This window comes from Rhizobium sp. 01T437 (genome assembly GCF_056398505.1).
The window spans coordinates 158,763-185,749 of record NZ_JBFTPM010000004.1 but is presented as its reverse complement, the minus strand read 5'-3'; the positions used below and the strand labels follow the sequence as shown (position 1 = coordinate 185,749).

Annotated in this window: 27 protein-coding genes; 7 read left to right on the top strand and 20 right to left on the bottom strand. The window is 59.5% G+C overall.

Going from position 1 to position 26,987, the window contains the following annotated elements:
- Nucleotides 1–216 precede the first annotated feature (216 nt).
- Complete coding sequence (locus tag AC1DM5_RS09530; RefSeq protein WP_477974896.1) at nt 217–2,127, bottom strand: recombinase family protein; 1,911 nt, start codon at nt 2,125–2,127, stop codon at nt 217–219.
- Between the two features lie 194 nt (nt 2,128–2,321).
- Between AC1DM5_RS09530 and AC1DM5_RS09525 the strand changes: the two genes are divergently transcribed.
- Nucleotides 2,322–3,317: a KpsF/GutQ family sugar-phosphate isomerase gene (locus tag AC1DM5_RS09525; protein WP_477818248.1), complete on the top strand. Its 996-nt coding sequence runs from the start codon at nt 2,322–2,324 to the stop codon at nt 3,315–3,317.
- On the opposite strand, the gene AC1DM5_RS09520 is transcribed toward AC1DM5_RS09525, so the two are convergent.
- The 13 genes from AC1DM5_RS09520 to AC1DM5_RS09460 form a co-directional block, all read right to left on the bottom strand.
- Nucleotides 3,318–3,773, bottom strand: coding sequence for an NfeD family protein (locus tag AC1DM5_RS09520; protein ID WP_477818249.1), 456 nt, complete (start codon nt 3,771–3,773; stop codon nt 3,318–3,320). It abuts the gene before it with no gap.
- A gap of 3 nt (nt 3,774–3,776) precedes the next feature.
- Nucleotides 3,777–4,802 (bottom strand): SPFH domain-containing protein, encoded by a 1,026-nt coding sequence (locus AC1DM5_RS09515; RefSeq protein WP_477818250.1) that lies wholly within the window; start codon nt 4,800–4,802, stop codon nt 3,777–3,779.
- Nucleotides 4,803–4,885: 83 nt separating this feature from the next.
- Nucleotides 4,886–5,149, bottom strand: coding sequence for a hypothetical protein (locus AC1DM5_RS09510; RefSeq protein ID WP_310383616.1), 264 nt, complete (start codon nt 5,147–5,149; stop codon nt 4,886–4,888).
- A gap of 158 nt (nt 5,150–5,307) precedes the next feature.
- Nucleotides 5,308–6,339, bottom strand: a complete 1,032-nt coding sequence (gene hemH, locus AC1DM5_RS09505; protein ID WP_477818252.1) for a ferrochelatase — start codon at nt 6,337–6,339, stop codon at nt 5,308–5,310.
- A 126-nt stretch (nt 6,340–6,465) separates the two neighbouring features.
- Nucleotides 6,466–8,385: a 5'-nucleotidase C-terminal domain-containing protein gene (locus AC1DM5_RS09500; RefSeq protein WP_477818253.1), complete on the bottom strand. Its 1,920-nt coding sequence runs from the start codon at nt 8,383–8,385 to the stop codon at nt 6,466–6,468.
- Between the two features lie 174 nt (nt 8,386–8,559).
- A complete protein-coding gene (locus tag AC1DM5_RS09495) occupies nt 8,560–8,880 on the bottom strand; it encodes a hypothetical protein (RefSeq protein WP_477818254.1) in 321 nt (106 codons plus the stop codon).
- A 30-nt stretch (nt 8,881–8,910) separates the two neighbouring features.
- Entirely contained in the window at nt 8,911–9,279 is a 369-nt protein-coding gene (gene omp10 / locus AC1DM5_RS09490; RefSeq protein WP_477818255.1) for an outer membrane lipoprotein Omp10, read from the bottom strand.
- A gap of 172 nt (nt 9,280–9,451) precedes the next feature.
- The gene (locus AC1DM5_RS09485) at nt 9,452–10,897 is read right to left on the bottom strand and encodes a homospermidine synthase (protein WP_477818256.1); all 1,446 of its coding nucleotides are present in this window, start codon (nt 10,895–10,897) and stop codon (nt 9,452–9,454) included.
- A 131-nt stretch (nt 10,898–11,028) separates the two neighbouring features.
- A complete protein-coding gene (locus AC1DM5_RS09480; RefSeq protein ID WP_477818257.1) occupies nt 11,029–11,886 on the bottom strand; it encodes a heme-dependent oxidative N-demethylase family protein in 858 nt (285 codons plus the stop codon).
- A 47-nt stretch (nt 11,887–11,933) separates the two neighbouring features.
- Nucleotides 11,934–12,218, bottom strand: a complete 285-nt coding sequence (locus AC1DM5_RS09475) for a YciI family protein (protein WP_477818258.1) — start codon at nt 12,216–12,218, stop codon at nt 11,934–11,936.
- Nucleotides 12,219–12,220: 2 nt separating this feature from the next.
- A complete protein-coding gene (locus tag AC1DM5_RS09470; protein WP_477818259.1) occupies nt 12,221–12,850 on the bottom strand; it encodes an aminotransferase class IV family protein in 630 nt (209 codons plus the stop codon).
- Complete coding sequence (locus AC1DM5_RS09465) at nt 12,847–14,007, bottom strand: aminodeoxychorismate synthase component I (protein WP_477818260.1); 1,161 nt, start codon at nt 14,005–14,007, stop codon at nt 12,847–12,849. The genes AC1DM5_RS09470 and AC1DM5_RS09465 overlap by 4 nt, the downstream gene beginning before the upstream one ends.
- A 33-nt stretch (nt 14,008–14,040) precedes the next feature.
- Nucleotides 14,041–15,894 carry a M3 family oligoendopeptidase gene (locus AC1DM5_RS09460; protein WP_477818261.1) on the bottom strand — a complete coding sequence of 618 codons (1,854 nt, stop codon included), beginning with the start codon at nt 15,892–15,894 and terminating at the stop codon, nt 14,041–14,043.
- Between the two features lie 208 nt (nt 15,895–16,102).
- Between AC1DM5_RS09460 and AC1DM5_RS09455 the strand changes: the two genes are divergently transcribed.
- Both AC1DM5_RS09455 and AC1DM5_RS09450 read left to right on the top strand, forming a co-directional pair.
- Nucleotides 16,103–17,647 (top strand): sigma-54-dependent transcriptional regulator, encoded by a 1,545-nt coding sequence (locus tag AC1DM5_RS09455; RefSeq protein WP_477818262.1) that lies wholly within the window; start codon nt 16,103–16,105, stop codon nt 17,645–17,647.
- A 179-nt stretch (nt 17,648–17,826) separates the two neighbouring features.
- A complete protein-coding gene (locus tag AC1DM5_RS09450) occupies nt 17,827–19,701 on the top strand; it encodes a peptidoglycan L,D-endopeptidase MepK (RefSeq protein ID WP_477818263.1) in 1,875 nt (624 codons plus the stop codon).
- A gap of 157 nt (nt 19,702–19,858) precedes the next feature.
- Here the strand turns inward: AC1DM5_RS09450 and AC1DM5_RS09445 are convergent, their stop codons facing one another.
- From AC1DM5_RS09445 to AC1DM5_RS09435, 3 genes are all read right to left on the bottom strand, one after another.
- A complete protein-coding gene (locus AC1DM5_RS09445; RefSeq protein WP_007822869.1) occupies nt 19,859–20,122 on the bottom strand; it encodes a DUF2312 domain-containing protein in 264 nt (87 codons plus the stop codon).
- A gap of 90 nt (nt 20,123–20,212) precedes the next feature.
- A complete protein-coding gene (locus tag AC1DM5_RS09440; protein ID WP_477818264.1) occupies nt 20,213–20,518 on the bottom strand; it encodes a DUF1244 domain-containing protein in 306 nt (101 codons plus the stop codon).
- A 17-nt stretch (nt 20,519–20,535) separates the two neighbouring features.
- Nucleotides 20,536–21,324, bottom strand: coding sequence for an N-formylglutamate amidohydrolase (locus AC1DM5_RS09435; protein WP_477818396.1), 789 nt, complete (start codon nt 21,322–21,324; stop codon nt 20,536–20,538).
- A 214-nt stretch (nt 21,325–21,538) separates the two neighbouring features.
- Here AC1DM5_RS09435 and AC1DM5_RS09430 point away from each other — a divergent pair, with 214 nt between their 5' ends.
- Both AC1DM5_RS09430 and pyk read left to right on the top strand, forming a co-directional pair.
- Nucleotides 21,539–22,012, top strand: coding sequence for a DUF1036 domain-containing protein (locus AC1DM5_RS09430; RefSeq protein ID WP_037103631.1), 474 nt, complete (start codon nt 21,539–21,541; stop codon nt 22,010–22,012).
- Nucleotides 22,012–23,451, top strand: coding sequence for a pyruvate kinase (pyk, locus tag AC1DM5_RS09425; RefSeq protein WP_007822873.1), 1,440 nt, complete (start codon nt 22,012–22,014; stop codon nt 23,449–23,451). Before AC1DM5_RS09430 ends, pyk begins: the two co-directional genes overlap by 1 nt.
- A gap of 77 nt (nt 23,452–23,528) precedes the next feature.
- Here the strand turns inward: pyk and AC1DM5_RS09420 are convergent, their stop codons facing one another.
- Genes AC1DM5_RS09420 through AC1DM5_RS09410 form a run of 3 tightly spaced genes read right to left on the bottom strand, consistent with a single transcriptional unit; the run spans nt 23,529 to nt 24,891 of the window.
- Nucleotides 23,529–24,080 (bottom strand): DUF4865 family protein, encoded by a 552-nt coding sequence (locus AC1DM5_RS09420; RefSeq protein ID WP_477818265.1) that lies wholly within the window; start codon nt 24,078–24,080, stop codon nt 23,529–23,531.
- Nucleotides 24,077–24,475 carry a cupin domain-containing protein gene (locus tag AC1DM5_RS09415; RefSeq protein ID WP_477818266.1) on the bottom strand — a complete coding sequence of 133 codons (399 nt, stop codon included), beginning with the start codon at nt 24,473–24,475 and terminating at the stop codon, nt 24,077–24,079. The genes AC1DM5_RS09420 and AC1DM5_RS09415 overlap by 4 nt, the downstream gene beginning before the upstream one ends.
- On the bottom strand, nt 24,472–24,891 hold the full coding sequence (locus AC1DM5_RS09410) for a tautomerase family protein (RefSeq protein ID WP_477818267.1): 420 nt from the start codon (nt 24,889–24,891) through the stop codon (nt 24,472–24,474). The genes AC1DM5_RS09415 and AC1DM5_RS09410 overlap by 4 nt, the downstream gene beginning before the upstream one ends.
- Nucleotides 24,892–24,998: 107 nt before the next feature.
- Between AC1DM5_RS09410 and AC1DM5_RS09405 the strand changes: the two genes are divergently transcribed.
- The gene (locus AC1DM5_RS09405) at nt 24,999–25,931 is read left to right on the top strand and encodes a LysR substrate-binding domain-containing protein (protein WP_477818268.1); all 933 of its coding nucleotides are present in this window, start codon (nt 24,999–25,001) and stop codon (nt 25,929–25,931) included.
- Nucleotides 25,932–26,157: 226 nt separating this feature from the next.
- Nucleotides 26,158–26,964: a phytanoyl-CoA dioxygenase family protein gene (locus AC1DM5_RS09400; protein ID WP_477818269.1), complete on the top strand. Its 807-nt coding sequence runs from the start codon at nt 26,158–26,160 to the stop codon at nt 26,962–26,964.
- Nucleotides 26,965–26,987: the final 23 nt, after the last annotated feature.

Below are 26,987 nucleotides of genomic sequence, written 5' to 3'. Positions count from 1 at the left end.
CTTAAAGACACTACTCTTCGGTATAATGAATACGTAAAGTCCCTTTCGCTCAACGATCTGGAATTGATGATTGCTCGGTTACTCTCCAGAGAGCGTATCCGCAAATTTTAGCGCAGACATAGCGCACTGGCCCAACGGTTTAAAAAATCAAATAGCTATGCTTTGATCTCCCAATCGAAAATCCGCGTCCTTCGATGCGCCTCTCGGCGTTGGCGACTAGCGATTTTTCTCTGCCCGTCGCTGATTACGACTAGCGACCCACGCCTCAGCACGAGCCTGACGTTCGGCTTTCATTCTCATAACATCGGGATCGTTGAGACGCGGATTAGTTGGATTTGGCAGAGCCCCATTTTCTTTTGCTTCAAGGAGCGTCTTGACCACTACTAAGCCGTCGGCCAAATCCCGTTGGCTGTTGGGCAGCAAGTTTTTTTCATCATCGCGTTCGAGACGTATATCAGTCACGAAATGTTCAGGCCGCATTGAACCGGGCTTGTCGTTGATGAAGCCTGCCGCGACTGCATCGAAACTCTTTGTGAATTTCCCGTATTTGAATTTGTGTGCGCGAAGACCGTTCGCGATGAAGACGGTCACTTCCTGCGTTTCAGGGTCAAACGTCATCATCTGAATGAAACGCTTGTAAGCGAAATGCACGCGAGATCGTGACCGATAACGGTCCTCTTTTGACAGAGTAGGCCAGCGGGCGCGTTCTTCGGCAATCTCCGCTTCAATATCCATCTTGGCTTTGTTCGCCGTCAGAATACCAGCGCGTCGCGCTTCTAAATCGACTTGCTCGGCTTCGAGTTGTTTTTGTTTCTCAGAATTGGCATCCAACTGCTTGTGGAAGAGGTGCCGGAGGTTTTTCGGTGCAGTCGATATCTCTTCAATCAGCGACATGTTTTTCTGGTCGAGAGCCTTAATCTCGGCTTCGATATCGATCAGTCGTCTCGCGACCAGATTGAGGTCGCCAGTGCTGTCCTGAATTTTGAAAATCTCGTGCAATCGAAATTCGGGTACGAAATCCAGCATGGCGGTTTCAAGACGATCATAATTGATGCCTTTCCCATTCGTGCACTGATGCTGCTTTTTCTCTTCCCCGTAGCGTTTGAATGTTCGCATTCGGTTGTAGCAGCGCAGGTACTTTTGCTGCTTTTTTCGACCGAAATAGAGCGTCATCGAACCTTGGCAAACCCCGCATGTGACCATGCCCTGAAACAGGTTGGTGAACGTTTCACCTTTGCGGCCTCTATGGGGGCGAGCCTTTTTCGCCTTCATCGCACGAAGATAAAGGTCTTCATCGATCGCGGCGGGAAAGAAGTTCTTCTGTGGTGGCCCAGCGTCGAAATATTTGCCGTTCCGATGCTCTTTTGGTTGATATGTGCCGATCACGGCGGGGTAGTTCAACAAGTGACTAACTGCGGATTGATGCCAGCCAGATTTCGCTTTCTTGAAAACCGGCGTGTTCTCTCGGTGCAAAATGCGGCAAATCTCCATCTGGCCTAAGCCTTCTGCCGCCAACTCGTAAATCATCTTTACCGTCGCAGCATGGTGATTGAGCTTATAGGTGATTTCACCTTTTGCGCCTTTGCTGGCGTCGATCCACGAGGGCAGGTTGATATTGTAGCGGCTTTCGCCACGCATCGCGGCTTCGCGCATCTTTGTCATGGCTTCTTTGATGCGCTTGCTTTTTGTGCTGCTTTCCTCGTTCGCTCGGATCATCACAACGAGACTGCCCATTAACTGGTATGGGTTGTTCTCAATCGTGCGCTGAGAATAGACTTGCTCGTCTGCAAGCGTAACGATGATGATGCCCGCGTTAATGATAGCCAAAAATGGCGGCAACGCTTCAAGCACGTTCTTACGTGACAATCGGTCGAGGCTTTCAATAATCAGGTGACTGCCCTGATCGATCTTCCCAGATTTGACTAACTGAAGGAATTTTCCGAGCGCGCCATTCTCGACGTTGGCGCCGGTATAGGCCGAAACGCCTATATCGCGCAGTGTCTCATCCAAATCGAGACCGTGCGCCAGCGCGTAGTCGCGACTGTTCTGTAACTGGCGTCTAAGACTGTCACCGGAAAGTTGCCGCTCCGTACTCATACGAATGTACGAGTAAGCCTTTGGTCTCACTCTAATTTCCATTTCTCACCTCAGCGCAATTTCACCACGTCACCGTTAAAAAAGTGGTGCATTGCGCTGTGTATGTAAAACAACAGTGTACTAAAGCCTTGTGGTTAACCATTCGTTGCCGTGCGGGCTGCGCGTTCATACATGGGAAACATTGTCGGGTGGACAGGTAAAGTGAAAAGGTCTAACGCATTGCCATGATCAGGAGAGCGGTAAAACTCGTCGAAAACAGCGTGCTGGAGTCGGGCAAGCGCACCGTCAGCATCGAAAGGCGCGCTCTCGAAGCACTCGAACGTGCCTTCGATGATGGGCTGGCCGGACCCTTTACTCGTGCGGTCGAGATGATTGGCGAGAATACTGGCCGCGTGATCGTGACCGGCGTCGGCAAGAGCGGCCATATCGGCACGAAGATCGCCGCCACCTTCGCTTCAACGGGAACGCCCGCTTTTTTCGTGCATGCAGCGGAAGCCAATCACGGCGATCTCGGCATGATCGCCGGCGACGATGTCGTGCTGGCGATTTCCAAGGGCGGCGAGAGCGCGGAACTGAAAAGCATCATTTCCTACACACGGCGTTTTTCCATTCCGCTGATCGCGATGACCTGCAGCCCGCAGTCGTCGCTTGCGACGGCTGCAGATATCGCGCTTTTGATCCCCAATGAGGAGGAGGCCTGTCCCAACGGGCTGGCGCCGACCACATCGACGATGATGCAGCTTGCGCTCGGCGATGCACTGGCGATTGCGCTTCTGGACGCGCGTGGCTTCACGGCGACGGATTTCCATGTTTTCCATCCCGGCGGCAAGCTGGGCGCGAGCCTGATGCATGTTGCCGACATCATGCATACCGGTGACCGCCTGCCGCTGGTCGCGCAGGGCACGTCTGTGCCGGCGGCGATCAAGGTTCTGTCTCACAAGCATTTCGGCTGCGTCGGCGTGCTGGATGCGGAGGGCCGGCTTTGCGGCATCGTTACTGATGGTGACATGTCCCGCAACCTCAGCCGCAATCTCGCGGAGCTGACAGTCGATGACATCATGACGCGCGCGCCGAAGACGGTCAGGCCGACGATACTGGCGACTGCGGCCCTGGCACTGCTCGAACAATACAAGATCGGTGCGCTTATGGTCATCGATGACGAGCAGCGCCCGATCGGGCTCGTTCACTTCCATGATCTCTTGCGGATCGGTGTCGCCTGATCAGGTCGGCTCGACCGTCAGGTCGCGGCCATTGCTCGAAACCACTTTGACCTGCGTTCCGGCCGGAAGATCTGGCCCCATGACCTGCCACGTCGTGTCATCCAGACGAATGCGGCCGCGGCCTTCGCGGATCGGCTCGCGCAGCGTCGCGGTACGGCCAACGAGGCTCGCGCCGCGCTGGTTGAGGAACGGCTCATCCGTCGTGGCGTTGCGCAGTGTCAGCCGCCGGCCGATAAGCATGGCTGCGACCGCGAGGACGGCGAAGAGAATCGACTGAAGTTCCCAGACCCAGAAGGCGGCATCCCAGAAGAGCAGTGACAGAACACCGACGGCAAGTGCGGCAAGCCCGATCCAGACCAGGAAGAAGCCCGGCACGATCATCTCGGCGGCAAGCAGCACGAGGCCTGCCACCCACCAGCTCCATGGCCCAAGTTCGCCGACGATCTTCGCCAGCATGGCTTATCGCTCCGGATTGGGATTGAAGGGATTGGCCGGGGCCGGGCCCACCGACGGCGTGGAGCGTGCCGAATCTGCCCGCGGACGCGGCGGAGGCGGCGGATTGTTGCCTTCCCCAAAGACCTCCCGGGCAATCGCGCCGATGCCGCCAAGCGAGCCCAGAATGGAAGACGCTTCCATCGGCATCATGACGATCTTGGAATTGGGCGCCGAGCCGATCGAAGCGAGCGCCTCGGTGTATTTCTGGGCAACGAAATAGTTGATTGCCTGGATGTCGCCGGCGGCGATCGCTTCCGAGACCATCTTCGTCGCCTTGGCTTCGGCTTCGGCCAAGCGTTCGCGGGCTTCGGCATTGCGAAAGGCGGCTTCGCGCTGGCCCTCGGCCTGAAGGATGGCGGACTGCTTGGCGCCTTCGGCTCTCAGGATCTGCGCGTTGCGCGAACCTTCAGCTTCCAGCACCTGGGCACGCTTCTCGCGCTCGGCCTTCATCTGGCGAGCCATAGCGTCGACGAGGTCGCGCGGCGGCTGGATATCCTTGATCTCGACGCGGGTGACCTTGATGCCCCAAGGCTGCACGGCTTCGTCCACGACGCGCAGCAGCCGGTCGTTGATCGCATCACGATTGGAGAGCAGCTCATCAAGATCCATAGAGCCCATGACGGAGCGAATATTGGTCATGGTGAGGTTCAGGATAGCATTTTCCAAATTGGAAACCTGATAGGCGGCCTGAGCGGCATTCAGCACCTGGTAGAAGGATACGGCATCGGCCGAGACCGAGGCATTGTCCTTGGTAATCACCTCTTGGGTCGGCACGTTCAGCACCTGCTCCATCACGTTCATCCTGGCGCCGACGCGTTCGATGAAAGGGGTGATCAGGTTAAGGCCGGGTTCCAGCGTGCGCGTATAGCGGCCGAAACGCTCGATCGTATAACGGTAGCCCTGTGGAACCGTCTTGATGCCCGCAAACAGCACCAGGATGACAAAAATCACCAATACGATCACGACGATATCGAAGCCGCTCAGCAGCATGCATTCCTCCCTAAGCCCACCTATCTGACGTGGTGAGTTATCATGTTCTTTGCAAGGAAGGAATGACAGCCTCGCCYGTCAAATCAGGGTGATAGGCCGGCATCATCGAGGTCGCTCTTTGTGATGTAGCCGCCCATCAGGCAATTGGTGAGAAACGGCTGATCGTCCGGCTTCAGATTGCTGGTTTTGACATCGCGGAGGCGAAGCTGACACGCGACCTGACCGACGATGCCTTTGGGAGGGGCGTTGGCATAGACCCGCTGATAGTGCTCCCACGCGAGATAACCGCCACCTGCGATGACGAGCAAGCAGGCGAGGACAATCAATTTTCTGAAACCCGAAATCATAAAGTACGTCCAGATCAATAAAGCAGCAGGCCGCGAATCTGCGGGGCCGCAGCCGCGTATCTGACGCGATTGCGATCGCCTATCGGCCATTCTTTAGATCTGGCGCGCGGGATATTTTTATCTATTGCAGGGCGCCAGAAAATCTGGCGCCGCGTCTGTCATGCCCAGCCCAGCAGCTCACGGCGCACGACTTTTTCCAGCACCTGCATGCCGTCCTCTCCGTCATTCAGGCAGGGAATATGCGTGAACTGCTCGCCGCCATTGTGCTTGAAAGAATGGGCGGCCTGTTCGGCAATCTCTTCCAGCGTCTCCAGACAGTCGGAAACAAAGCCGGGGTTCATGACAGCGATGCGCTTGACGCCATCCTGCGCCAGCTTCTCGACGGTCTTGTCGGTATAGGGCTGCAGCCATTCCTCCGGTCCGAAGCGGGACTGGAAGGTGACCATGAAATTTTCCTTTGTTAGCCCGAGGCGCTCGCGCAGCAGCCGGCCGGTCTTCTGGCACTGGCAGTAATAGGGATCGCCCTGTTGGAAGTAGGAGAGCGGAATGCCGTGGAAGGAGGCGAGCAGCATCTCGGGCTTCCAGTCGAGGGTGGCAAGGTGCCGCTCGACGGATTTGGCGAGCGCTTCGATATAGGTCTCGTCGTCGTGATAATCAGGCACCGTGCGCAACGCCGGCTGCCAGCGCATGGTCAGAAGCTTCTGGAAGGCCTTGTCGTTGACGGTCGCGGTGGTAGCCGCCGCATATTGCGGATAGAGCGGGAAGAGCAGGATGCGGTCACAACCCTCGTCCTTCAGCGCTTCGATACGCGAAGGGATCGATGGCGTGCCATAGCGCATCGCCCAGTCCACCTTGACATCGGGCAGGTCCTTCAGGCGTTCGGCCATGAAATCAGACTGGTTGCGGGTATAGGTGCGTAGCCAGCTTTCATTCAGATCCTTGTTCCAGATCGTCTCATAGGCCTTGCCCACCTTCTGCGGGCGCGTGTTGAGGACGATGCCGAACAGGATCGGATACCATTTCCAGGGCGACCATTCGATGACACGCTTGTCGGTCAGGAATTCGCGCAGGTAGCGGCGCATGGAGGTGTAATCAGTACCATCCGGCGTACCAAGATTGACCAGCAGGACGCCGACCTTGCCGAATTTGACGGCGGGATGGTCCGCCGGGCGGAGTGTAGTATCTGTCATTCTGGCCCCAACGCGCTTTCGTGTCTCGCCGGCTCATACGCAGCCAGCCGATCACGGTTCACCCTATAAGAAGAAAAGCCGGCCCGGGGAACCCCGGACCGGCTCTGATGATCGGGACAAATCGTCTTACTTGGCGGGAACCTGGATTTCCTCGCCGACCCGCAGATGGCGCGGGTTCGGGCTGCCATTGGCTTCCGACAATTTGCGCCATTCGGCGCCGTCGCCGTAGAAGGTCTTGGCGAGATCCCAGAAGGTATCGCCGGCAACGATGACATGGGTCGAGGGCGTGGCCGGTGCGGAGGCCGCCGGGGCAGGTTCAACTGCCGGAGCGGGAGCGGCCGGGGCCGGTGCTGCAGGAGCTGGGGTCGGTTCGGCAGATGGAGCCGGGGCCGTGGGTGCAGGGGCTGCGGGAGCCTGCTCTGCGGAAGGAGCAGGTGCCGCCTGCGCAAGTTCAGTAATGCGGCCGTCTGTATAGGGCTTATAGGGCGAGTGCGCGGCAATATATTCGGCTGTCACGTCGGCCAGGTCCGGACCGTAGTCATAGGCATTCTGGCCGTCTTTGAAGGCGACATAGCCATCGCCGCCGGCGCGCATGAAATTGTTGGTGGCGACGCTATAGGTCTTGGCATTGTCGATCGGCACGAAATTGTTGCCATCCTTGACCTGCACATCGCTGACGCGGCTGCCGACCGGCTTCGACTGGTCGAAGGTGAATTTCAGACCGGCGACCTGCGGGAAACGGCCGGCACCCTGGTCGATCTGGCTGACGCCGTTTTCGAGCGCCTTGACGATATCGGCACCGGTCAGCTGGAAGGTTGCGAGCGTGTTCTGGAAGGGCAGCACGGTGATGACTTCGCCCTGGGTGACGTCGCCGCCGTCGATGGAGGCGCGCAGGCCGCCGCCGTTCTGGATGGCAATGGTCACGCCCTGGTTCTTGCTACGGTCGAGGATGGCATCGGCCACCAGATTGCCCATCGAGCATTCCTTGACGCGGCAGACCTTGCGGTCGCCCTCGATGGGGCCTTCTGAGGAGCCGATCACCTTCTTGCGCAGGTCGTCTATCGGCTTTGCCAGTTCGACAATGCGTGCCGCGACAGCCGGATCGGGCGTGAAGGAAGAATCGATCAGGATAGGATCGCCCTTGACCTCCTTGACGACGCCATTGTCATCGAAATTAACGACGAGATCGCCGAGATATTTGCTGTAGGACGCTGCCTGCACCACCGGCACCTTGTACCCGCCGGGATTGTCGACCATCGTCGGATAGGGGCCTTCGGCCTTCGGATCGGTGTTCGACAGCAGGCTGTGCGAATGGCCGCCGACGACCACGTCGACATCGGGGATCTTGGCGATCATGGCGAGGTCGCGCGGGTAGCCGACATGGGTGAGCGCAATGATCTTGTTGACGCCTTCGCCCTTCAGTTTCTCGACCTCTGCCGTGATGCTCTGGACGTCATCGGCAATCGTCACGTTCGGGCCGGGCGAAGAAAGCTCCGGCGTGTCATTGGTGACGGCACCGACGATACCGATCTTCTGGCCGCTGACATCAAGCACGAGAGAAGGCTTGACGCGGTCGCCAAGCTTGGAGGCAGCACTTGCCTTGACGTTGGCGGTGACGACGGGGAATTGCACCTTGTCGAGGAAGGTCGCGAGCCCATCCTCGCTGTCGTCGAATTCATGATTGCCGACCGTCATGGCGTCGAACTTCATGAGGTTCAGCATTTCGGCTTCAGCCGCGCCCTTGTAGGTCGTGTAGAACAGCGAGCCCTGGAAGTTGTCGCCGGCGTTGAGCAGCAGCACGTTCTTGCCCGCCAGAGCCTGACGGCGCTGGTCGATGGCGGTCTTCAGACGGGCTGCGCCGCCGAAGCATTCATTCTTGCCTTCCTCCTCGGCCGAGCAGGTGGAGTCGAACTTGTTGATCGATTCAATGCGTGAATGGAAATCGTTGATATGAAGAATATTGAGTTCGTAATCCGCGAAAGCGGCGCCTGTGCTCAGCGCCAGCATGGACGCAGTCAAAAGACCGAAGCTGAAAGACTTCGTCATCCCTGTTCTCCTGATTAAGGGCGAAGATCCCCCTGATCCTCGCCAGCCCCTTCCATAGTCAGCCGGGGTGGTTTCCCGGCATGCGGATGTTCCATCAGACGATGCACCGCCGCAAGGGAAAGCTGGGCCAGGAGAGTCGCTTTCCAAGGGGGAACCGGGCAAAAAACCGACTGGTTATCCCACGCATTCTCCGGCGGCAGCGTTTCGGTAGAGTTCGTGCATGGCCTCTGCAATATTCGGAAATGTGGCGAGCGCAATGATCAAGCAAAGAAGGGAAACGATGCGGTGAAAGCGCCGGCCGGCCCGATAGGCAAGGACTGCCCCTGCGCCGTAGATCAGGACCGCCGGCACGGCGAAGATCAGCACCTGCAGCGGCCCGTCGCAATCGGGGGCGGCGATACCTTGGGCACGATAGACATTAGCCGGCAAAATGACCGCAAGTGCGGCAAGCGGCGTCGCGAGAAACAGGACGAGGTAACCAGCGAAAGCCCGCATGGTGCTTAGCCTTCACCCCATCTGCTCTTTTCAGCTGCGGCGGGTCAGGACGAACTGTGCGCCGGCATCCGAGGTGCAGTTCAGCTGGCTCGTCGTAACGAGGGCGCAATTGACCTTCGACTGGGTGTTGCGAACCAGCGAGGTCATGTTGATTTCCACCAGCGTCGGCGAGGTATTGGTATAGGTGCCGGAGGCCAGAAGCTGGTTGCTGTCGGTCGTGCGCGTCGTGAAAGTGCCGGACTGGAAGGTGGAGACGATGCCGTTCGGATCGGCCCAGGTTCCTTCGACACCGGCAGGAGCGGGTGATGATGCGACGGGGAGGGGGCGCGGGCCGGAGGAAACACAGGCGGCAAGAGCTGCCGATGCAACCGCAAGAACGAGACCAGTTCTGACTTTCATAAGGCTTCTCCCGGCGAATCTAAGCGGAAGCTTTCCGCGACAGTCCGCCAAAAACATGGCGCGGGCCTTCCGCGAAGGCAAGCCTTCGACGGAGGTCGGCCGGCATTTAGACAGCAGGCGTTACAAAAATGCCCGCCTAACAGCGGGCATCTTCGAAAGCGTAGGGCAGGGCTCAGCGAACGAGGATGTTCTTGAACTGCCACGGATCCTTGGTGTCGATGTCTTCCGGGAACAGGCCCGGCCGGCCATCGAGCGGGGTCCAGTCGGTGTAGTGGCCTTCGACCGGGCCGAGATAGGGCAGCTGCACTTCGAGGCAGCGCTTGTAATCCATCTCGTCGGCTTCGACGATGCCGGCCTTCGGGTTCTCAAGAGCCCAGACCATGCCGGCGAGAACGGCAGAGGTTACCTGCAGACCAGTCGCGTTCTGGTAGGGGGCGATGCGGCGGGTTTCTTCCAGCGACAGGCGCGAACCGTACCAGTAGGCGTTCTTGTCGTGGCCATAGAGCAGTACGCCGAGTTCGTCGACACCGTCGACCAGTTCGTTTTCGTCGAGAACGTGGAGAACGGGCTGCGGTTTGCCGCCGTTGCCGAACATCTCATGCAGCGAGAGAACGGCATCGTTGGCAGGATGGTAGGCGTAGTGGCAGGTCGGACGATAGGAGACGTCGCCGTCCTTGTCCTTCACCGTGAAGAAGTCGGCGATCGAGATCGACTCGTTGTGGGTGACGAGGAAGCCGTATTGCGGTCCAGGCGTCGGGCACCAGGTGCGCACGCGGGTGTTGGCGCCGGGCTGTTCTAGGAAGATGGCGGCCTTGGAGCCCTTCTTATGCTTCTTGGCGTTCTTCGGCATCCAGTTTTCGTGGGTACCCCAGCCGAGTTCTGCCGGCTGCAGGCCTTCGGAGATGAAGCCTTCGACGGACCAAGTGTTCCAGAAGACGTTGAACGGCTTCGGGTGGATGGTGCGCTGGGTATCGCGCTCGGCGATGTGGATGCCCTTGACGCCGACCTTCTTCATGAGCTTTGCCCATTCTTCGCGGTCGTCCTGGCCCGGCTCATCGAACTTGAGGCCCATATCACGGGCAAGGTTCAGCAGCCCCTGCTTGACGAACCAGGACACCATGCCCGGATTTGCGCCGCAGGTGGAAACGGCCGTGGTGCCGCCTGGGTTCTTGGCCTTTTCCTTGCGAACGGTTTCGCGCAGCGCGTAGTTGGTGCGTTCCTCGTTCTTCATGTCCTTATCGAAATAAAAGCCGAGCCAGGGCTCGACGACGGTATCGATATAGAGCACGTCAAGCTTGCGGCAGAGCTTGATGATGTCGAGTGACGAGGTGTCGACCGAGAGATTGACACAGAAGCCCTGGCCTTCGCCTTCGGTCAGGAGCGGCTTCAGCAGCTCCTTGTAATTGTCCTTCGTCACATGCGCCTGGATGTGCTTTACGCCGTGCTTTTCCAGAATGTGGGCATCGTCCGTGCGCGGGTCGATGACAACCATCCGGCTCTTGTCGAATTTGAAGTGGCGCTCGATCAGGGGCAGCGTGCCGCGGCCGATGGAGCCAAAGCCGATCATGACGATCGGACCGGTAATTTCGCCATATACCGGATAGTTCTGTTCCGTCATTCTTTTCTCCTATTGGAAGGGAACGAAGGCTTTCAGCCTAAAGAATTCATGTGAAAATGCCGCGAAGCTCGCGAAGTGACCGGCTCTAATCACAAAATGGCGTCACAATAAAGAGCGTTCCCCTGGAAAGGTCAAATATCGGGGCTGCAAAGTGCCCGCAATTTCCGCACGAGTTCCGTCCGCTGCAGGGTCAGCCCCTTGTAGGCGGTCTGCTGGTCGTCGAGCGTTTCCAGTTGATCGGCAAAGCTGGCTGCGAGTTTCCGCGCCTGCGGATGCCGGGCAATGACGGCGACCGGATCGATATAGATGCGGATGGTGAAGAGAATGTCGCCCGAGACAGGCAGCTTGCGAAGGGTCTGGCGCTCGACGCGGACGAAACGCTCTTCAAGCGTGAAGGCGTCGGTGTAAGGCGGCCGGCGATGTTTCGAGACGGGAAGGAAGAGATCATCAGTGGTGTTGACCGACCAGTTGAGCCGCTCGACCGGCTGGGCGCTCTGCAGGCTGTCGAATATGCGGGTAATCAGTGTGGCATTGCGCGTGCCTTCGCCGAAGCCCGGCACATCCGCATGGATCTCGTGCATCGGCCGACCGAATTTCTCATGTAGCGACCACGAGGAGGGAAAGGCGACATAGGCCGCAACGAGATGCCAGCCATCGGCCTTGCGGCGCATCAGAACGAGATCATCCTGGATGAGTGAACCGGCCTTAAAGAGAGGCGGCAGATCGGACGTATCCTGCCGGAGCATCGCCGGATGCCGATCGGCAAGGTGAGCGAGGAGAATATTCAGTGCCTCCTGCTGGGCTGCTTCCGTCCCATCCTCTGCGACGAAGACGTCGTCGAGGCGCTCGCCCGCCAGCCGCGCCTTTTCCTCGAGGTAGCGGTTGAGATCGTCGTCGGGTTCGATCCAGCGGGCGGTATCGAGCGGCATCAGGCCGATCGTGAAGGGTCGGGCCGAGCCGTCATAGGGCGTGTAGGTCGGACGTTTCATCGCCGCTCCTTTTTGAGCCTGACGATTTGCCGGGTGCGGTTTGTAACTCAGCGCTTCAGAACCTCCAACCCTTCCGTCACCGTCGTCAGCGCGACTTCTGTGATGTCATATTCGGCAACACCATGGATGGTGAAAGGGTCGGCTGCGACATAGGCTTCAATCTGGGCGCGGTCGCCGACGGCGAGAACGACTCCGCCGGTGCGCGGTACCTTCCGGCCGGAAGCGAGGAACCAGCCCTTCGCATATCCTTCCTTCACCCAGGCCATGTGAGGCTCCATGTGCTTGTCGGCCTCTTCATTGGGCTTCACATAGGTCAGGGAGAGGATCAGCATGGTCAGTCCTTTTGCAGCGTGGCGCGGATCAGGCCGCGCAGCGAATTTCCAACGTAAAGCGTACCCTTGTCCAGATCATCGAGCGTGATGCGACCGACGCGGGCCTTTCGCTGGCAGATGAACTCGGTGCGCAGCACGCCGGCGAGCAGGCCGCAGGAGATCGGCGGTGTCCTGAGAATGCCGGAGCCGTCGTCAAGGAAGACAGACGTGATGGTTCCCTCGCAGACGTCCTGCCGCTCGTTGAGCAGGATGACTTCATCCGCTTGCTGCGGCGTGAACTCGGCGCGCGCCGCGTCATATACAGCCCGGCATGTGGTCTTGATACGCAGCAGCTTATCGGTGGAATCGAGACGCGTGCTGGCGATACGGAGTTTCCAGATCGTGTCTTGCGGCAGCGGCGTGAAGGGCGCGGTGGTAATATCGATCCGGCCCTGGCTGTCGAAAGTCAGCCTGACACGACGCGGCTCCTTACCATCTCTTACGGCATCTTCGAGCTTCGTGACCACATCCATCGGTTCGGGAAAACCGATGCGGCGGGCGGAGCGGGAGAGGCGGGCGAGATGAAGGCGCAGGCGAATGAACCCTTCGTCCGGTTGCCAGCGCAGGGTTTCGATCAGCGAAAAATCCGTCATCGGGCAATCCATTGGTCGCCGATGGCGAAGCGGGCCTTGAGCAGGCATTCCTCATATTCGGCTTCAGCTGTGGAATCGAAGACGATGCCGCCGCCGACATTGAAGACTGCTTTGCCACCGTCGAAGAGTGTCATGGTGCGGATGGCAACGGAGAAGCGCATCGCGCCGTTGGGCGCGATCATGCCTATTGCGCCGCAATAGGCATCGCGCGGACCATCCTCGAGGTCGTGGAGGATTTCCATGGCGCGGATCTTCGGCGCGCCGGTGATCGAGCCGCAGGGAAAAAGGGCGGCGAAGATGTCGCGGATGGAAAGATAAGGCAGGAGCTTCGCCTGGACGTGGCTGACCATCTGGTGGACGGTCGGATAGGTCTCGATTTCGAAGAGTTTTGGAACGTCGAGCGTGCCGACCTCAGTGATGCGCGAGATATCGTTGCGTAAGAGATCGACGATCATGCGGTTTTCCGCCTGTGTCTTGATGTCGGCCTTCATCGCTTCGACGATTTCGGCATCTTCGGCCGGCGTCGCACCGCGTTTGGCCGTACCTTTCATCGGATGCGTCTCGATCCAGCCATCTTCGTCGGTGCGGAAAAACAGTTCTGGCGAGCGGGAAAGAATGATGGGACCGCCGAGATCGGCAAACGCGCCATATTTCACGGGCTGGCGATCGATCAGCGACCAGAAGGCGGCCAGCGGATCGCCGCTCCAACGGGCTTCGATCGGCATCGTCAGGTTGGCCTGATAGATATCGCCGAGGCGCAGATGCCGGTGGAGGCGCTCGAAACGCTCTTTATATATAGCGAAGTTCCAGGCTGCCTTTGGTGCGGTCAGGAATTCCTCGTTTTCGTGGCGCTGCCGTGGCCTTGCTAGAGGATGATCATCTGGCTGCGGCGCGTCGAAGACACCGAACAGCAGCAGCGGTGTCTCGCGGTTCTCTTTCGCGAAGGGAGCAAGCTTTTCTTCGAAGAGATGGCCGGCCTCATAAGCGATGTAACCGGCAAGCCATTTGCCGGCCTGTCGCGCCTCTTCCATCCGCTTGAGCGCCGGCGGGAATTCCGCCTTCGTGCGGGCGATGATCATGTTTACCGGGCCGGCGAAGAGCATGACTTCGCCGGTCGTGTCGTCCCGGAACAGGATGAAGGGTTCGGACGCTGCCATTGCCTTTCCAGCGAAGCCGCGTTTTGGGCGGTCTTATGCCTTGTCCAGTGCCTCGAGTTCGTCGATCAGGCCTTCGATCATCGACAGGCCTTTGCTCCAGAAGGAAGGATCGGTTGCATCCAGGCCAAAGGGCTTCAACAGTTCGGAATGATGCTTGGTGCCGCCGGCCTTCAGCATCTCGAAATACTTGTCCTGAAAGCCCTTCTCGGCCTTCTGATAGACGGCATAAAGCGAGTTCACCAGGCAGTCGCCGAAAGCATAGGCGTAAACATAGAAGGGCGAATGGATGAAGTGGGGGATATAGGCCCAGTAGGTCTCATAACCCTCGGAAATCTTGATCGCCGGACCAAGGCTTTCCGACTGGACGGAAAGCCAGAGCTCGCCGATGTCGTCGGCGGTCAGTTCGCCGGCCTTGCGGGCGGTATGAACCTTGCGCTCGAACTCGTAGAAGGCGATCTGGCGCACGACCGTATTGATCATGTCCTCGACCTTCTGGGCAAGCATGGCCTTGCGCTCGCGCTTGTCGCTCGTCCGGTTGAGCAGTGCGCGGAAGGTCAGCATCTCGCCGAAGACTGAAGCTGTTTCGGCAAGCGTCAGCGGCGTCTGGCACATGAGGGCGCCTTGCGCGCTGGCAAGAACCTGATGCACGCCGTGGCCGAGTTCGTGGGCGAGTGTCATCACGTCGCGCGGCTTGCCCATGTAATTGACGAGCACATAGGGATGGGCCGACGGAACGGTCGGGTGAGCGAAGGCGCCAGGTGCCTTGCCGGGGCGAACCGGGGCGTCGATCCACTGTTCGTCAAAGAAGCGCTTGGCGATCGCAGCCATTTCCGGCGCGAAATTGCCGTAGGCGGACAGCACCGTGTCCCTTGCTTCGGACCAGGAGATGATGGCGCTCGAGGTTTCCGGAAGCGGCGCATTGCGATCCCAGAAGTTCATCTGCTCCATGCCGAGCCATTTCGCCTTCATCTTGTAATAGCGATGCGAGAGGCGCGGATAGGCTTCCTTGACGGCCGCAGCGAGAGCATCGACTACTTCGCGCTCGACGCGGTTCGCCAGATGGCGGCTGTCGGCAATGTCTTCGAAGCTGCGCCAGCGATCGGAGATATCCTTGTCCTTGGCGAGCGTATTGGTGATGAGCGTAAAGATGCGGATGTTGGTCTTGAAGGTTTCGGCAAGCGCCATTGCCGCCTTGCGGCGCACTTCCGGATCCTTTTCCTGCAGCATGTTCAGTGCCACTTCGAGCGGCAGCTTCTCGCCGTCGATCTCGAAGCGCAGCTCCGCCATCGTCTCATCGAAGAGACGGTTGAAGGCGGCAGCTGATGTCATCGACTTTTCAAGGAAGAGCTGCTCGAGCTGGTCTTCCAGCTGGTAGGGCTTGTCCTTGCGCAGGTCGACCAGCCAGGGGCGGTAATGGCCGGCAAGCGGATCGTTCGCCATGCAGGCATCGATCACTGCATCGTCGATGCGGTTGAGTTCGAGAGCGAAGAACAACAGGCGGCCGGAATAGTCGGTAAGCTTGGCCTGGACGTCGCCATAGAGCTTGCCGTTTGCCGGGTTGGACGTATCCGAGAAATAGGTAAGGCCAGCGAAAGAGCCGAGGCGGCCCATGATATCGTCGAGCGCCTCATATTCCTTCAGCGCCTGGCCGATGCCTTCCTCGCGCTTCTTGGCGGCTGCTTCGGCAAGTTTGCCCTTCCATTTGTCTTCGAAAGCGGAAGCGGCCTTCCCTGCTTTTTCCATATCGGCGACGAAGGCGGTGGAGGTGGCCGAGGGGTAGAGATCCTGCAGTCGCCAGGAGGGAAGCTCGCCCAGAGCCGGGTCCGATGCTGCAGCGGGAGCCGTTGCCGAAAGGTGAAGATCGGCGTGTGCAAGCATATGTCTCATGGGGCGGTTCCTCTTCCTCTTTTATAACAGGTCTGACTGTCTAAGCGCCGAAAGGTCCAGCATCAAGGGGTTTTCGGCGTGTGAAAGGGCCTGTAACGGCACGAAAACGGCCTGTCATAACAGTTAAAATGCAATTGTTTCTCAAAACAGGATGTTCAAGCCTTTCTGTCAGAGTGCGCTCTATGGTTTCGCATGAAGTGAGGCGACAATGACCGGTTACAATGAGCTCAAAGGGGCAGGGCAGATCCTTGTGGTCGAGGACGATCCCGTGCAGCGCCGTCTGCTCAAGAACGCGATCGAGCGTAGCGGCCATGTGGTGCATCAGGCCGAAAACGGCCGCATCGGGCTGGAGATGGTGAAGCGCGATCCCGGCCTTTTCAACGTCATCGTGCTCGATTTGATGATGCCGGAAATGACCGGCCTCGAATTCCTCGAAGCACTGCATGATTTCGGCACCCAGATCCCGGTCATCGTCCAGACGGGGCAGGGCGGCATCGAAACAGTCGTGCAGGCCATGCGCGCCGGCGCCTTCGATTTCGTCGTCAAGCCGGTTTCTCCTGAGCGTATCAACACGTCGATTTCCAATGCCATGAAGCTCGACCAGCGTGAGGTGAAGGCCCGTACCGGCCGCCGTTCACGTTCGGGCTCCGTCGGCTTCGACGACATCGTTTCGGCAAGCCCGGCGATGATCCGCGTCATCGATCTGGCGCAGCGCGCCTCGCAGTCCAACATCCCGGTCGTGCTCGAAGGCGAATCGGGTGTCGGCAAGGAGTTGGTGGCACGCGCCATCCAGTCGGGGGGCGATCGCGCCACCAAACCGTTCGTGACGGTCAATTGCGGCGCCATTCCGCACAATCTCGTCGAAAGCATCCTCTTCGGTCACGAAAAGGGTGCGTTTACCGGCGCGACTGAAAAGCATATCGGCAAGTTCATGGAAGCCGATGGTGGCACCATCTTCCTCGACGAGATCGGCGATCTGCCGCTCGAGGTGCAGGTGAAGCTGTTGCGCGCCGTTCAGCAAGGCGAGATCGAGACCGTCGGTGCGCGCACTGCGCACAAGGTCAATGTTCGACTCATTTCGGCGACGAACAAGGATCTGATCGAAGAGGTCAAGAACGGCCACTTCCGCGAAGACCTCTATTACCGCCTGAACGTCTTCCCGATCACCATTCCGGCGCTGCGCAAGCGCAAGGAGGACATTCCGCATCTGGTGCGCGTCTTCACGGACCGCTTCTCCAGCGAACAGAAGAACGGCCGCCGCATGACGGTCAATGCCGGCACGCTGGCATTGCTGACCGCCTATGACTGGCCGGGCAATATCCGCCAGCTCGAAAACGCGATCTTCCGCGCCGTCGTGCTTGCTGAAGGTCCGGAGCTGACTGAAGCGGACTTCCCGCAGATCGCCGCCCAGCTTCCGAACTACGAGGTCGTGGATCATCTGGCGCTCGTTGCCGACAATTCGCACCTCGATCCGGACGCGGAATTCCCTGAGGATTATCAGGCGGAATCAGTCGCCGAGACGATGCGCCGCGGGACCGAGGCTTCCGATAACGCGATATCAAGCGTCAATCAGTCCGGTGATGTCAGGCGTCTTGCCGATGTCGAGGAAGAACTGATTCGTTTTGCCTTGAAGTTCTACCGAGGACAAATGAGTCAAGTGGCAAGAAAGCTAGGTATCGGGCGATCCACACTTTACAGAAAGCTCAAGGACTACGGCATCGACCCCGATAATCCTCAGAAAGATGCGGCATAGGCGCCTTTTTATTAAGAATAAGGCAACCACATTTGGTTACCGTCCATAAACCACTTGTTAGCAGCTCGTTCACTCTATAAAGAAAAGGTTGATCATGTGTGGCATTTTTGCCATCGTGTGACCGCATTTGACAGCCATTTGAGACAGCATTGGACATTGACTGTCTGACGGGGATCGAGTTGCAGAATCTGAATGGGAATACCAAGCTTTCGCGCTTGAGTTGGCGTTTGTGCGCCAAGATTGGCGGAAAGGCAATTAGGACGGCAGCGGCCGCCCTCATTGCACTCGCGGTTTCCTCACCGGTATTCGTTAGCACACCGTCTCAGGCTGCCGGGGATACCCGCAGCCTGAAGCTCTATTTCATCCATACCGGCGAAAAGGCTGTTATCACCTACAAGCGCAACGGCAAGTTCGACCCCAAGGGTCTCGAGCAGCTCAACCGTTTCCTGCGTGACTGGCGCAAGAATCAGCCGACGAAGATGGACCCGCGTCTCTTCGACCTCATCTGGGAAGTTTATCGCCAGTCCGGCTCCAGGGATTACATCAACGTCGTCTGCGGTTTCCGCTCGCCGGCTACCAACGAGATGCTGCGCGGTCGTTCGCGTAATTCCGGTGTCGCCGAAAAGAGCCAGCATATGCTCGGCAAGGCGATGGACTTCTTCATTCCCGACGTGAGGCTCGCCACGCTGCGCGGTATCGGCATGAAGATGCAGGTCGGCGGCGTCGGTTTCTATCCGAAGTCCGGTTCGCCCTTTGTGCATATGGATGTCGGCGGCGTTCGCGCCTGGCCGCGCATGAGCCGCGACGAGTTGGTCAGGCTCTTCCCTGACGGCAATACCATTCATATTCCTGCCGATGGCAAGCCGCTGCCGGGCTACCAGCAGGCAATGGCTGACTACAAGCGCCGCATGGCGAACGGCAGCCAGATCATGATGGCTAGCGCCTCCGGTTCCGCTTCGGATGAAGAGCCTCGCAAGCAAAAGACACTGTTTGCTGTCCTCTTTGGCGGTGGCGCCGACGAAGAAGAGGATAATTCGGAGGATAGCGCACCGGTGGCCGTCGCCAAGGCAACGCCGCCGAAGGCTGAAGCTGTTCCGGCTGCTGAACCGGAGCCGCAGACCGAAGTTGCAAGCGTCAATGCACCGGTGCCGCAGGTTCGCCCGACCTTCAGCAACCAGCTTGCCGGCAACGAGGTTGCCAATGCTCTAGTGCCGCCATCTGCAGGCAACGCCGCCCAGCAGGCGCTTGCCGCCATGCCGGCAGGCCAGCCGCAGGAACCGGAGCATTTCGCCGATCTCAGCGGTTACAGCATTCCGGTTCCGTCGCTCCTTGGGCAGCGTCGTGCGCCGGGTGATGCCGAACTTGCCTCTGTCGATCCGAGCCTGATGTCGACGAGCGTTCCGACCCCAGCCGAACGTCCGGCCGTTGCCGAAAACCTGCTTGCTGCACAGAATGCCGATCCTGAAGCGGGTGAAGACGAAGCTGATCAGGATACGCTTTCGCCCGCCATGGCGGCAGCACTTGCAAAACAGCAGGATCAGAGCGGTGGCGCTGAGGTCGCTATGAACGCACCTTCTGAGCCGCAGACTGTGGAGCAGGCAATCAACGCCGCCGCGCCGAAGAATCCGCCGGCACTCGACAAGCCGCCGCTGCAGCTTGCGGCACTTGCTCCGATGACGAAGTCCGCAAGCTTTGCTGCTGCTGCCGCGGCGCCGAAGCCTGTCGTCGTCGACAGCCCGGTCGCGCAGGGCCTTCCCACCAAGGGTGGTCGTCCGACGAAGCAGGAAGCGGTAGCCGCCGACGAAAGCCGCCAGACGGTGCGTACGGAGCCGAAGCTGACCCAGAAGATGATCTCGCAGTGGGCTCTTACCAATGCCCGCCTGGAAATGGCGTCCAAGAAGGTGCAGGCACCGCGCTTTGTCAGCCAGGAGCTGCGCGCTCAGCCAACTTCGGTTTATGCCGAAGGCTTCCAGAAGACTGCTTCGATCGATCCTGGTCGCTTCAGCGGCACGGCCGTCAATTTCATGGAAGTGCGTAAGTTCAACACGCGCTGATCCGGCCATATTTCGAATAAACAAAAGCCGCTGGATCGTCTCCGGCGGCTTTCGTTTTTGGGCCGGAGGCACGGCGAAAATCGACGCTGGTACTTTGATGAGATCAAAAGAAAAGCCGCCAAAACGGCGGCTCTCTGAAAATGCGGTTGGATGATCCTCAGCCTTCTGGCGGGGATTCGATCATGCCGAGGGCGTGCAGGTAGGTATCTAGGATCGCATCTTCTTCCATGCGTTCCTGCTCGTCCTTCTTGCGGAGCGCAACGACCTTCTTGAGGATCTTGGTGTCGAAGCCCATGCCCTTGGCTTCGCCATAGACGTCCTTGATGTCGTCGGCGATGGTCTTCTTTTCTTCTTCCAGGCGTTCAATGCGCTCGACAAAAGCGCGAAGCTGATCGCGGGCGACGCCATGTGCATCAGACATCGTGTTCTCCTGATTTCGGGATATGCATTCGGGTTGCCTGTGACTGCCGCGAAGTGCCGCCAGCGTCAAGACGATTTGAGAGCGGGTGGGCTATTTGTGCGGGTTGTTCACCTCAAAAGTCGCCTTTTGCACAGGCGATGCTTCCGTCTGGTGGATGTTCTTCCAGTCTTCGTAGGGCATGCCGTAGACGATCTCGCGCGATTCGTCCTTCGTCATAGCGACGCCTTCGGCCTCCGCAGCTTCACGGTACCAGTTGGACAGGCAGTTGCGGCAGAAGCCAGCGAGATTCATCAGATCGATGTTCTGCACGTCGGCGCGTTCGCGAAGATGCGTGATGAGCCGGCGGAAGGCGGCTGCCTCGAATTCCGTCTGTTGTTCCTTGCTGAGCGGGGTCATGGGCCAAGTCCTTTCACTCAATAGGGGCCTGTGCGTGAAGCGTGCACGCTGTATGCATGCAGGGCCGGATCGGCGTTCATCTCCGCAAAGACGGGTGCCAGACGCGCCGCCCACTCCGCGATGCCGGCCTCGCTGCCGATAAGGTCCTGGCGTACTTCCAGAAGCGCGTGCGGGATGCCCGTCATCATGCAATGACGATACATGGTGTCACCCTTCAGGGCACCGTCATAGGGTTCGTTGTCACCGACGACGAGATCGGGATCGGTCCGCAGTTTTTCAAGCAATGGGGCGACGGCCCGGTGGTCGCTATCCCAGAGCACCGCAGCATGCCAGGGGCGGGGAACACCCTTCCAGGCAGGTGTGAAGGAGTGAAGGGACAGTACCAGCGGCGCTTTGCCGGTCGCGTTCGCCACGCTATCGATCGTCTCCGACACGGCATTGTGATAGGGTCTGTGGAAGGTTTCGATCCGGTAGTTCCACTCCTCCTCAGTAATCGGATGGTTGCCGGGGATGATGGCGCCGTCGGAGATTTTCATGATCAGCGTCGGGTCGTCCTCGCCTCTGTTAGGGTCGATCAGCAGGCGCGAAAAACCGCCGAGCACGCCCGGCACGCCCAGCTGTGCACACAGCTTRCGGGCAAGGCCCTGAATGCCGATGTCATAAGCGATGTGCCTGGAGAAGGCGCTTTCCGGCAGGCCAAGTCGGCCATATCGTTCGGGCAGACGGTTCATGGCATGATCGCCGAGGATCACCATGCCTTTGTCATGTTGGCCGGATAGGATTTCGAAGGATTGGAAGTGATCCATCAGGAAATTGCCAATTGTCATTTCGCGTCTTCGCCCAGTGATTGCATGCGCGTTCGGCCGGTTCAAGCGTGATGGGCGGACCAACGCGACAAGATGCGCCCGATCGGCGGTTATGAAAGGAAATATAATCGATTAGCATTGCGTTGACTTTCGCCTGATGGCGGCGCAAGAAGACACGGATAACGAATAACCGTGGAGCTATTTGGGAGCCGTGTTGATCCAAGCCGCGCCAAGTTTCCTCACGCGGTCCGGGCCGCTGGTCCGTCTCGCATTGTTCGCTCTTGCAGCCGTCTCGCCGTTCTTCATTGCCGATGCCGCGCGTGCGGATTTCCGTGTATGCAACGGTACGCAAAATCTGGTTGGCGTCGCGATCGGATATAGAGCGAAAGACGGCTGGGTCACGGAGGGCTGGTGGCAGGTGCCGGCAACGACCTGCGCCACGCTGATCGAGGGAGAGTTGCAGTCGCGTTACTATTACCTCTACGCAGAAGACGCCGCCCGGGGAGGCCGATGGACGGGTGACGTGCAGATGTGCGTAGCGGAAAACGAATTCAAGATCACGGGTGTGCAGGACTGCTACGCCCGGGGTTATCAGAAAATGGGATTTAAGGAATACGATACGGGCCGCCAGGGAAGCTGGATGGTTCAACTCTCCGACACCCCAGGGACGCAAGAAAGCCAGAATTGATGAAGCGTAACCGCAAAGTTAAAATCCTCGCCACCCTCGGCCCCGCCTCCTCCGAAGAGTCGATGATCGAGAAGCTGCACCAGGCGGGTGCGGATATCTTCCGCATCAATATGAGCCATGCGAGCCATGATGTGATGCGCACGCTCGTGCAGCGCATTCGCGCCGTCGAAGCCCGCTCGGGCCGGCCGATCGGCATTCTGGCTGACCTGCAGGGTCCGAAGCTTCGCGTCGGCAAGTTTGCCGATGTCAAGGTGGAGCTGAAGCCCGGCCAGACATTTACGCTCGACAACAACGATACCCCCGGCGACAACACCCGCGTGTTCCTGCCGCATCCTGAAATTCTCGAAGCCGTTCAGCCGGGCCATCGCCTGCTGATCGATGATGGCAAGCTGGCTCTGCGCGCAGAAAAGTGCGACGGCAAGAGCATTGTTACGACGGTCATCGCCGGTACCAGCATTTCCGACCGTAAGGGTGTCAGCCTGCCCGACACTCTGCTTGGCGTTGGCGCGCTGACCGACAAGGACCGTGTCGACCTCGACGCAGTTCTCGCGACCGACGATGTCGACTGGGTGGCGCTTTCCTTCGTCCAGCGTCCCGACGACCTTGCCGAAGTACGCAAGATCGCCCGTGGCCGCGTCGGCATTATGTCGAAGATCGAGAAGCCGCAGGCGCTGGAACGCATCGAGGAGATCATCGAGCTTTCCGACGCGCTGATGGTGGCCCGCGGCGATCTCGGCGTTGAAATGCCGCTCGAAGCCGTTCCGGGCATCCAGAAGCAACTCATCCGCTCCTGCCGCCGTTCGGGCAAGCCTGTCATCGTCGCCACGCAGATGCTGGAATCGATGATCTCCTCGCCGGTTCCGACACGTGCCGAAGTTTCGGACGTTTCGATCGCCGTCTTCGAAGGTGCGGATGCGATCATGCTGTCGGCCGAATCGGCTTCTGGCGCTTATCCGGTCGAAGCCGTCTCGATGATGGCCTCGATTGCGAGCACCGTGGAGAAGGATCCGCACTATCCGGGCATCATCTATGCGCAGCGCGCCCAGCCGGAAGCAACCGGCGCCGACGCTATCTCGCTTGCCGCCCGCCAAATTGCCGAGACACTGAAGTTGTCGGCTATCGTCTGTTACACTTCTTCTGGCACGACCGGCCTGCGCGCCTCGCGCGAGCGTCCGCAGGTGCCGATTATCGCTCTGTCACCGATCATCAAGACGGCGCGCCGTCTGTCCGTCGTCTGGGGCATGCATTGCGTCGTCACGCATGACGCGACCGACCTCGACGACATGGTCAACCGCGCCTGCCGCATCGTTGCTGCAGAAGGTTTCGGCAAGCCGGGCGATCGCATCATCATCTCCGCTGGCGTGCCGCTCGGCACACCAGGCGCAACCAACATGCTGCGCATCGCCTATATCGGCTCCGACGGCCAGAGCGGCATCTGATCGCTTTCAGGCTTGAGAATATAAAGCGCTCCTCGAAAGAGGGGCGCTTTTTGCTTTTCGATTCTGCATTTGGTGCCTTAGCCGCGGGAGAGGTGACCGACGCGATAGACCTGGTTGGTGCCCTGCGCGGGCGGGGATTCCGCGCAGAGGCCAAAACGGACCATCGTCCAGTCATGCGGGTCAAAGGCGGCAACGCGGGCGAGCACATGTTTGCCGCCGGCTTCCTGCTTTGCCAGATCAACCTCTTGCTGCCGTAAGTCGGGCAGTGAGACATGCGGTTCGATAGGGAGGTGTTCGCTGCGAGCAAAGCGGGCGTTGGCGAGGTCCGGTGAGACATGCGCATGCCAGACGATCCAATGGCGAATGCGCGGCCGGCCGAAGGCGTCCGTCAGCGCGGCAAAGCCGGGACCGCAGATGAAGTTGCTGGCGCCTTCCGGCTGGTCCCAGAGATAAAAAGGCGCATACAGATTTTCCCGGCTGCCGAATTCACCGCGGCGAGCGCTCAGAAAAGCCTTGAAACCGAGGTGCGGGAAGCCGTCCATCGCCGGCCCCTTGTCGCGGATGCGGCGATCGATGATCTCCATGTCGTAATCTGCCGGCAAGGTGAAGGAATATTGCATGGCCATCATGGCCGTGTCTCCTCAGACCAGTCGACGAAGCGTCCCTTCTCAAAACCCTGGATGCTGAGATATCCGAAAGGGCTGTCAGCTGTCGCCCCATGCCAGTGAAGCTCGTCCGGGGCGAACCATATTGCATCGCCGGTTCTGACTTCCTCGACGGGTGCACCCTCCCGCTGCACGAGACCGACGCCGGAGAGGACATAAAGAAGCTGGCCGCGCGGATGCGTATGCCAGTGTGTCACGGTACCGGGATCGAGGGTTGCGCGCATGGCGGTGTTCTCGCCATCGATCTCACTGTCGAGCAGCATTTCGACCCAGAAGGGCGCATTCGAAATGCCTTCGGGAGAACGGACGGCACTGCCGGGACGGCGGATCGTCATCGTCCTCGGATTGGCCGTGCTCATGCCGGAACTCCCCAGGCGCGCGCTTCCCATCCGGGTTCGGCCATCTGTGCAAGGCCGTCGCCAAAGGACCATTCGTCCGGTTCGCTGGTCGAGATGACGATCATCACGTCTTCCGGGCGCAGGCCGGGGGATTGCTGCAATAGTTCGACGGCTCGGCGGAAGAGAGCCTTGCGCATTTCCGTCGTGCGCGGCTTGCCGGTCGTGATCGAAATCAGCACGAAATCGTTCGAGCGCGGACCGGCAAGGTAATTGCGATCGAAGATCAACTCGCCCGGCTCATGCTGGTGGATGACCTGGAAGCGGTCGGCCGGCGGCACATTGAAGGTCTCGACCATGGCCTTGTGGATGCTGTCCGAGAGCGCACGCAGATAGTCCGGTGATTTGCCCTTCAGAAGAGAAATGCGAGCGAATGGCATTGGATGCTTCCTTGTTCTTTGTCTTGACAGGAGAAGCATGCCACGACACCATGGTGCTGAAAATCAGAATTTTATGGATGAATTATCCTGAAAATCGGGATTGTGAAATGCGACGGATTACATTCGACCTGGATGTCCTGAGGACATTCGCGACCGGCATGGATCTTGGCAATTTCGCCAGGGCGGCAGATCGCCTGGGGCGCTCGACCTCGGCGGTCAGCGCACAGCTTAAGAAGCTGGAGGAGCAGGCTGGCACGCCGATTTTCCGCAAATCCGGGCGCGGACTGGCGCTGACGGAAGCCGGAGAGACGATGCTTGCCTACGCCCGGCGATTGCTCGATCTGAACGATGAGGCAGTCGCTGCGGTGCAGAGTGTCGAGCTGGAAGGCTGGGTGCGGCTCGGCCTGCAGGAGGACTTCGGTGAGAACTTGCTACCCGAGGTGCTCGGACGCTTTGCTCGAGCGCATCCGAAGGTGCGGATCGAAGCGCGTGTGGTGCGCAATGCCGAGCTTCTGGAACGGGTGACGACGGGGAAGCTCGATCTTGCGCTCGCCTGGAGCACCGGCACTTTGACCGCCCATTGCGAGCACATTGCCGATGTGCCGATGCGCTGGATCGGCCCGGCGAATGGCTTGCCGACATGGGCGGCTGGAAGCGGTGAGCCGATGCCGCTTGCCTCGCTCGAGGCGCCCTGCCTGCTCAGGAATGCCGCGACGAAAGTGCTGGACGAGGCCGGTATCTCGTGGCGGCTGTCCTTCGTCAGTCCAAGCCTCGGCGGCCTCTGGGCGGCAACCGCTGCAGGACTGGGTATTACGGTGCGCACGCCTGTCGGGCTGCCTGCCAAGGTGCGGATGCTGGCGTCAGGCGAAGCCGGCCTGCCGCAACTGCCGAAGCTGGGGCTGGTCTTGCATCGAGCGGAAGCGGAGCCGGATGCTGCAACGAGCCGGCTGGCGGAACTGGTGCTGCAGTCGGTGCACGATGCAGTGCGAGATATTTCCATTCCATCCGATCAGGAGAAAGCGCTGCGAAGGTTCGGGTGAAATATTGACCCTCCCCTTGGAAGCCGGTAGCCTCTGATCGCTATGAAAATGATCGCTCTCAACATCGCTACGGTCTTCTTCTTGAGCCTCTAAGGCTCTGCCCTCGGGCAAAGGAAGGTGCGGCCGCTTCACCAGCCTGCTGGCTGGCTCGTTGCCGTGGACTGTAACCACCCTGCATTCGGCCGATGGACAATGCCGGCAGGGTTTGGCGATAGAGAGATATTTCATGACATCTACTGGTTACCCGCCGGCGCTGAGCGCCGCGCAGATCGAGCACTTCATCGAGGACGGCTTCGTACGCGTCGATGATGCTTTTCCCCGCGACGTGGCCGAGGAAGCCCGCGCCATCATGTGGCGGGACATTCCCTTCGATGCCGACGATCCGAGAAGCTGGGTGCGGCCGGTTGTCCGGCTTGCCGGCTACGGCGGCGGGCCGTTCGAAACGGCAGTCAACACGCCCCTGCTGCATTCGGCTTTCGATCAGCTCGTCGGCAAGGGACGCTGGGAGCCGCGCAGCGGTCTTGGCAGCTTCCCGGTCCGCTTTCCGCATCCGGACGATCCCGGCGATGCCGGCTGGCATGTGGACCTGAGCTTTCCGGGGGACGAAGGCGATCCGAATGAACAGCGGGATTTTTCCGTCTGGCGGGTGAACATCACCTCGCGCGGACGGGCGCTCCTGATGCTCTTCCTGTTCTCTGATGTCGGCGAGAACGACGCGCCGACGCGTATCCGGGTCGGGTCGCACAAGGATATCGCGAAGCTACTGGAGCCGGCTGGCGAAGCCGGCATGGCGCATCTGTGGCTGGAGCATGTCGGTGAGGAGAGGTCGCTTGCTCTTGCAACGGGGCAGGCGGGCACCGTCTATCTGTGCCACCCTTTCCTGATCCATGCCGCGCAGATGCATCGCGGCAAGGAACCGCGCTTCATGGCGCAGCCCGGCCTTGCGCCTTTAGAACCCTTGCGGCTTACGCGTGAGGACGGCGCCTACTCGCCTGTCGAGATCGCCATCCGCAGGGCGCTTCAACAAGGCTAGGACAGAGAAGATGCATCCGGCTT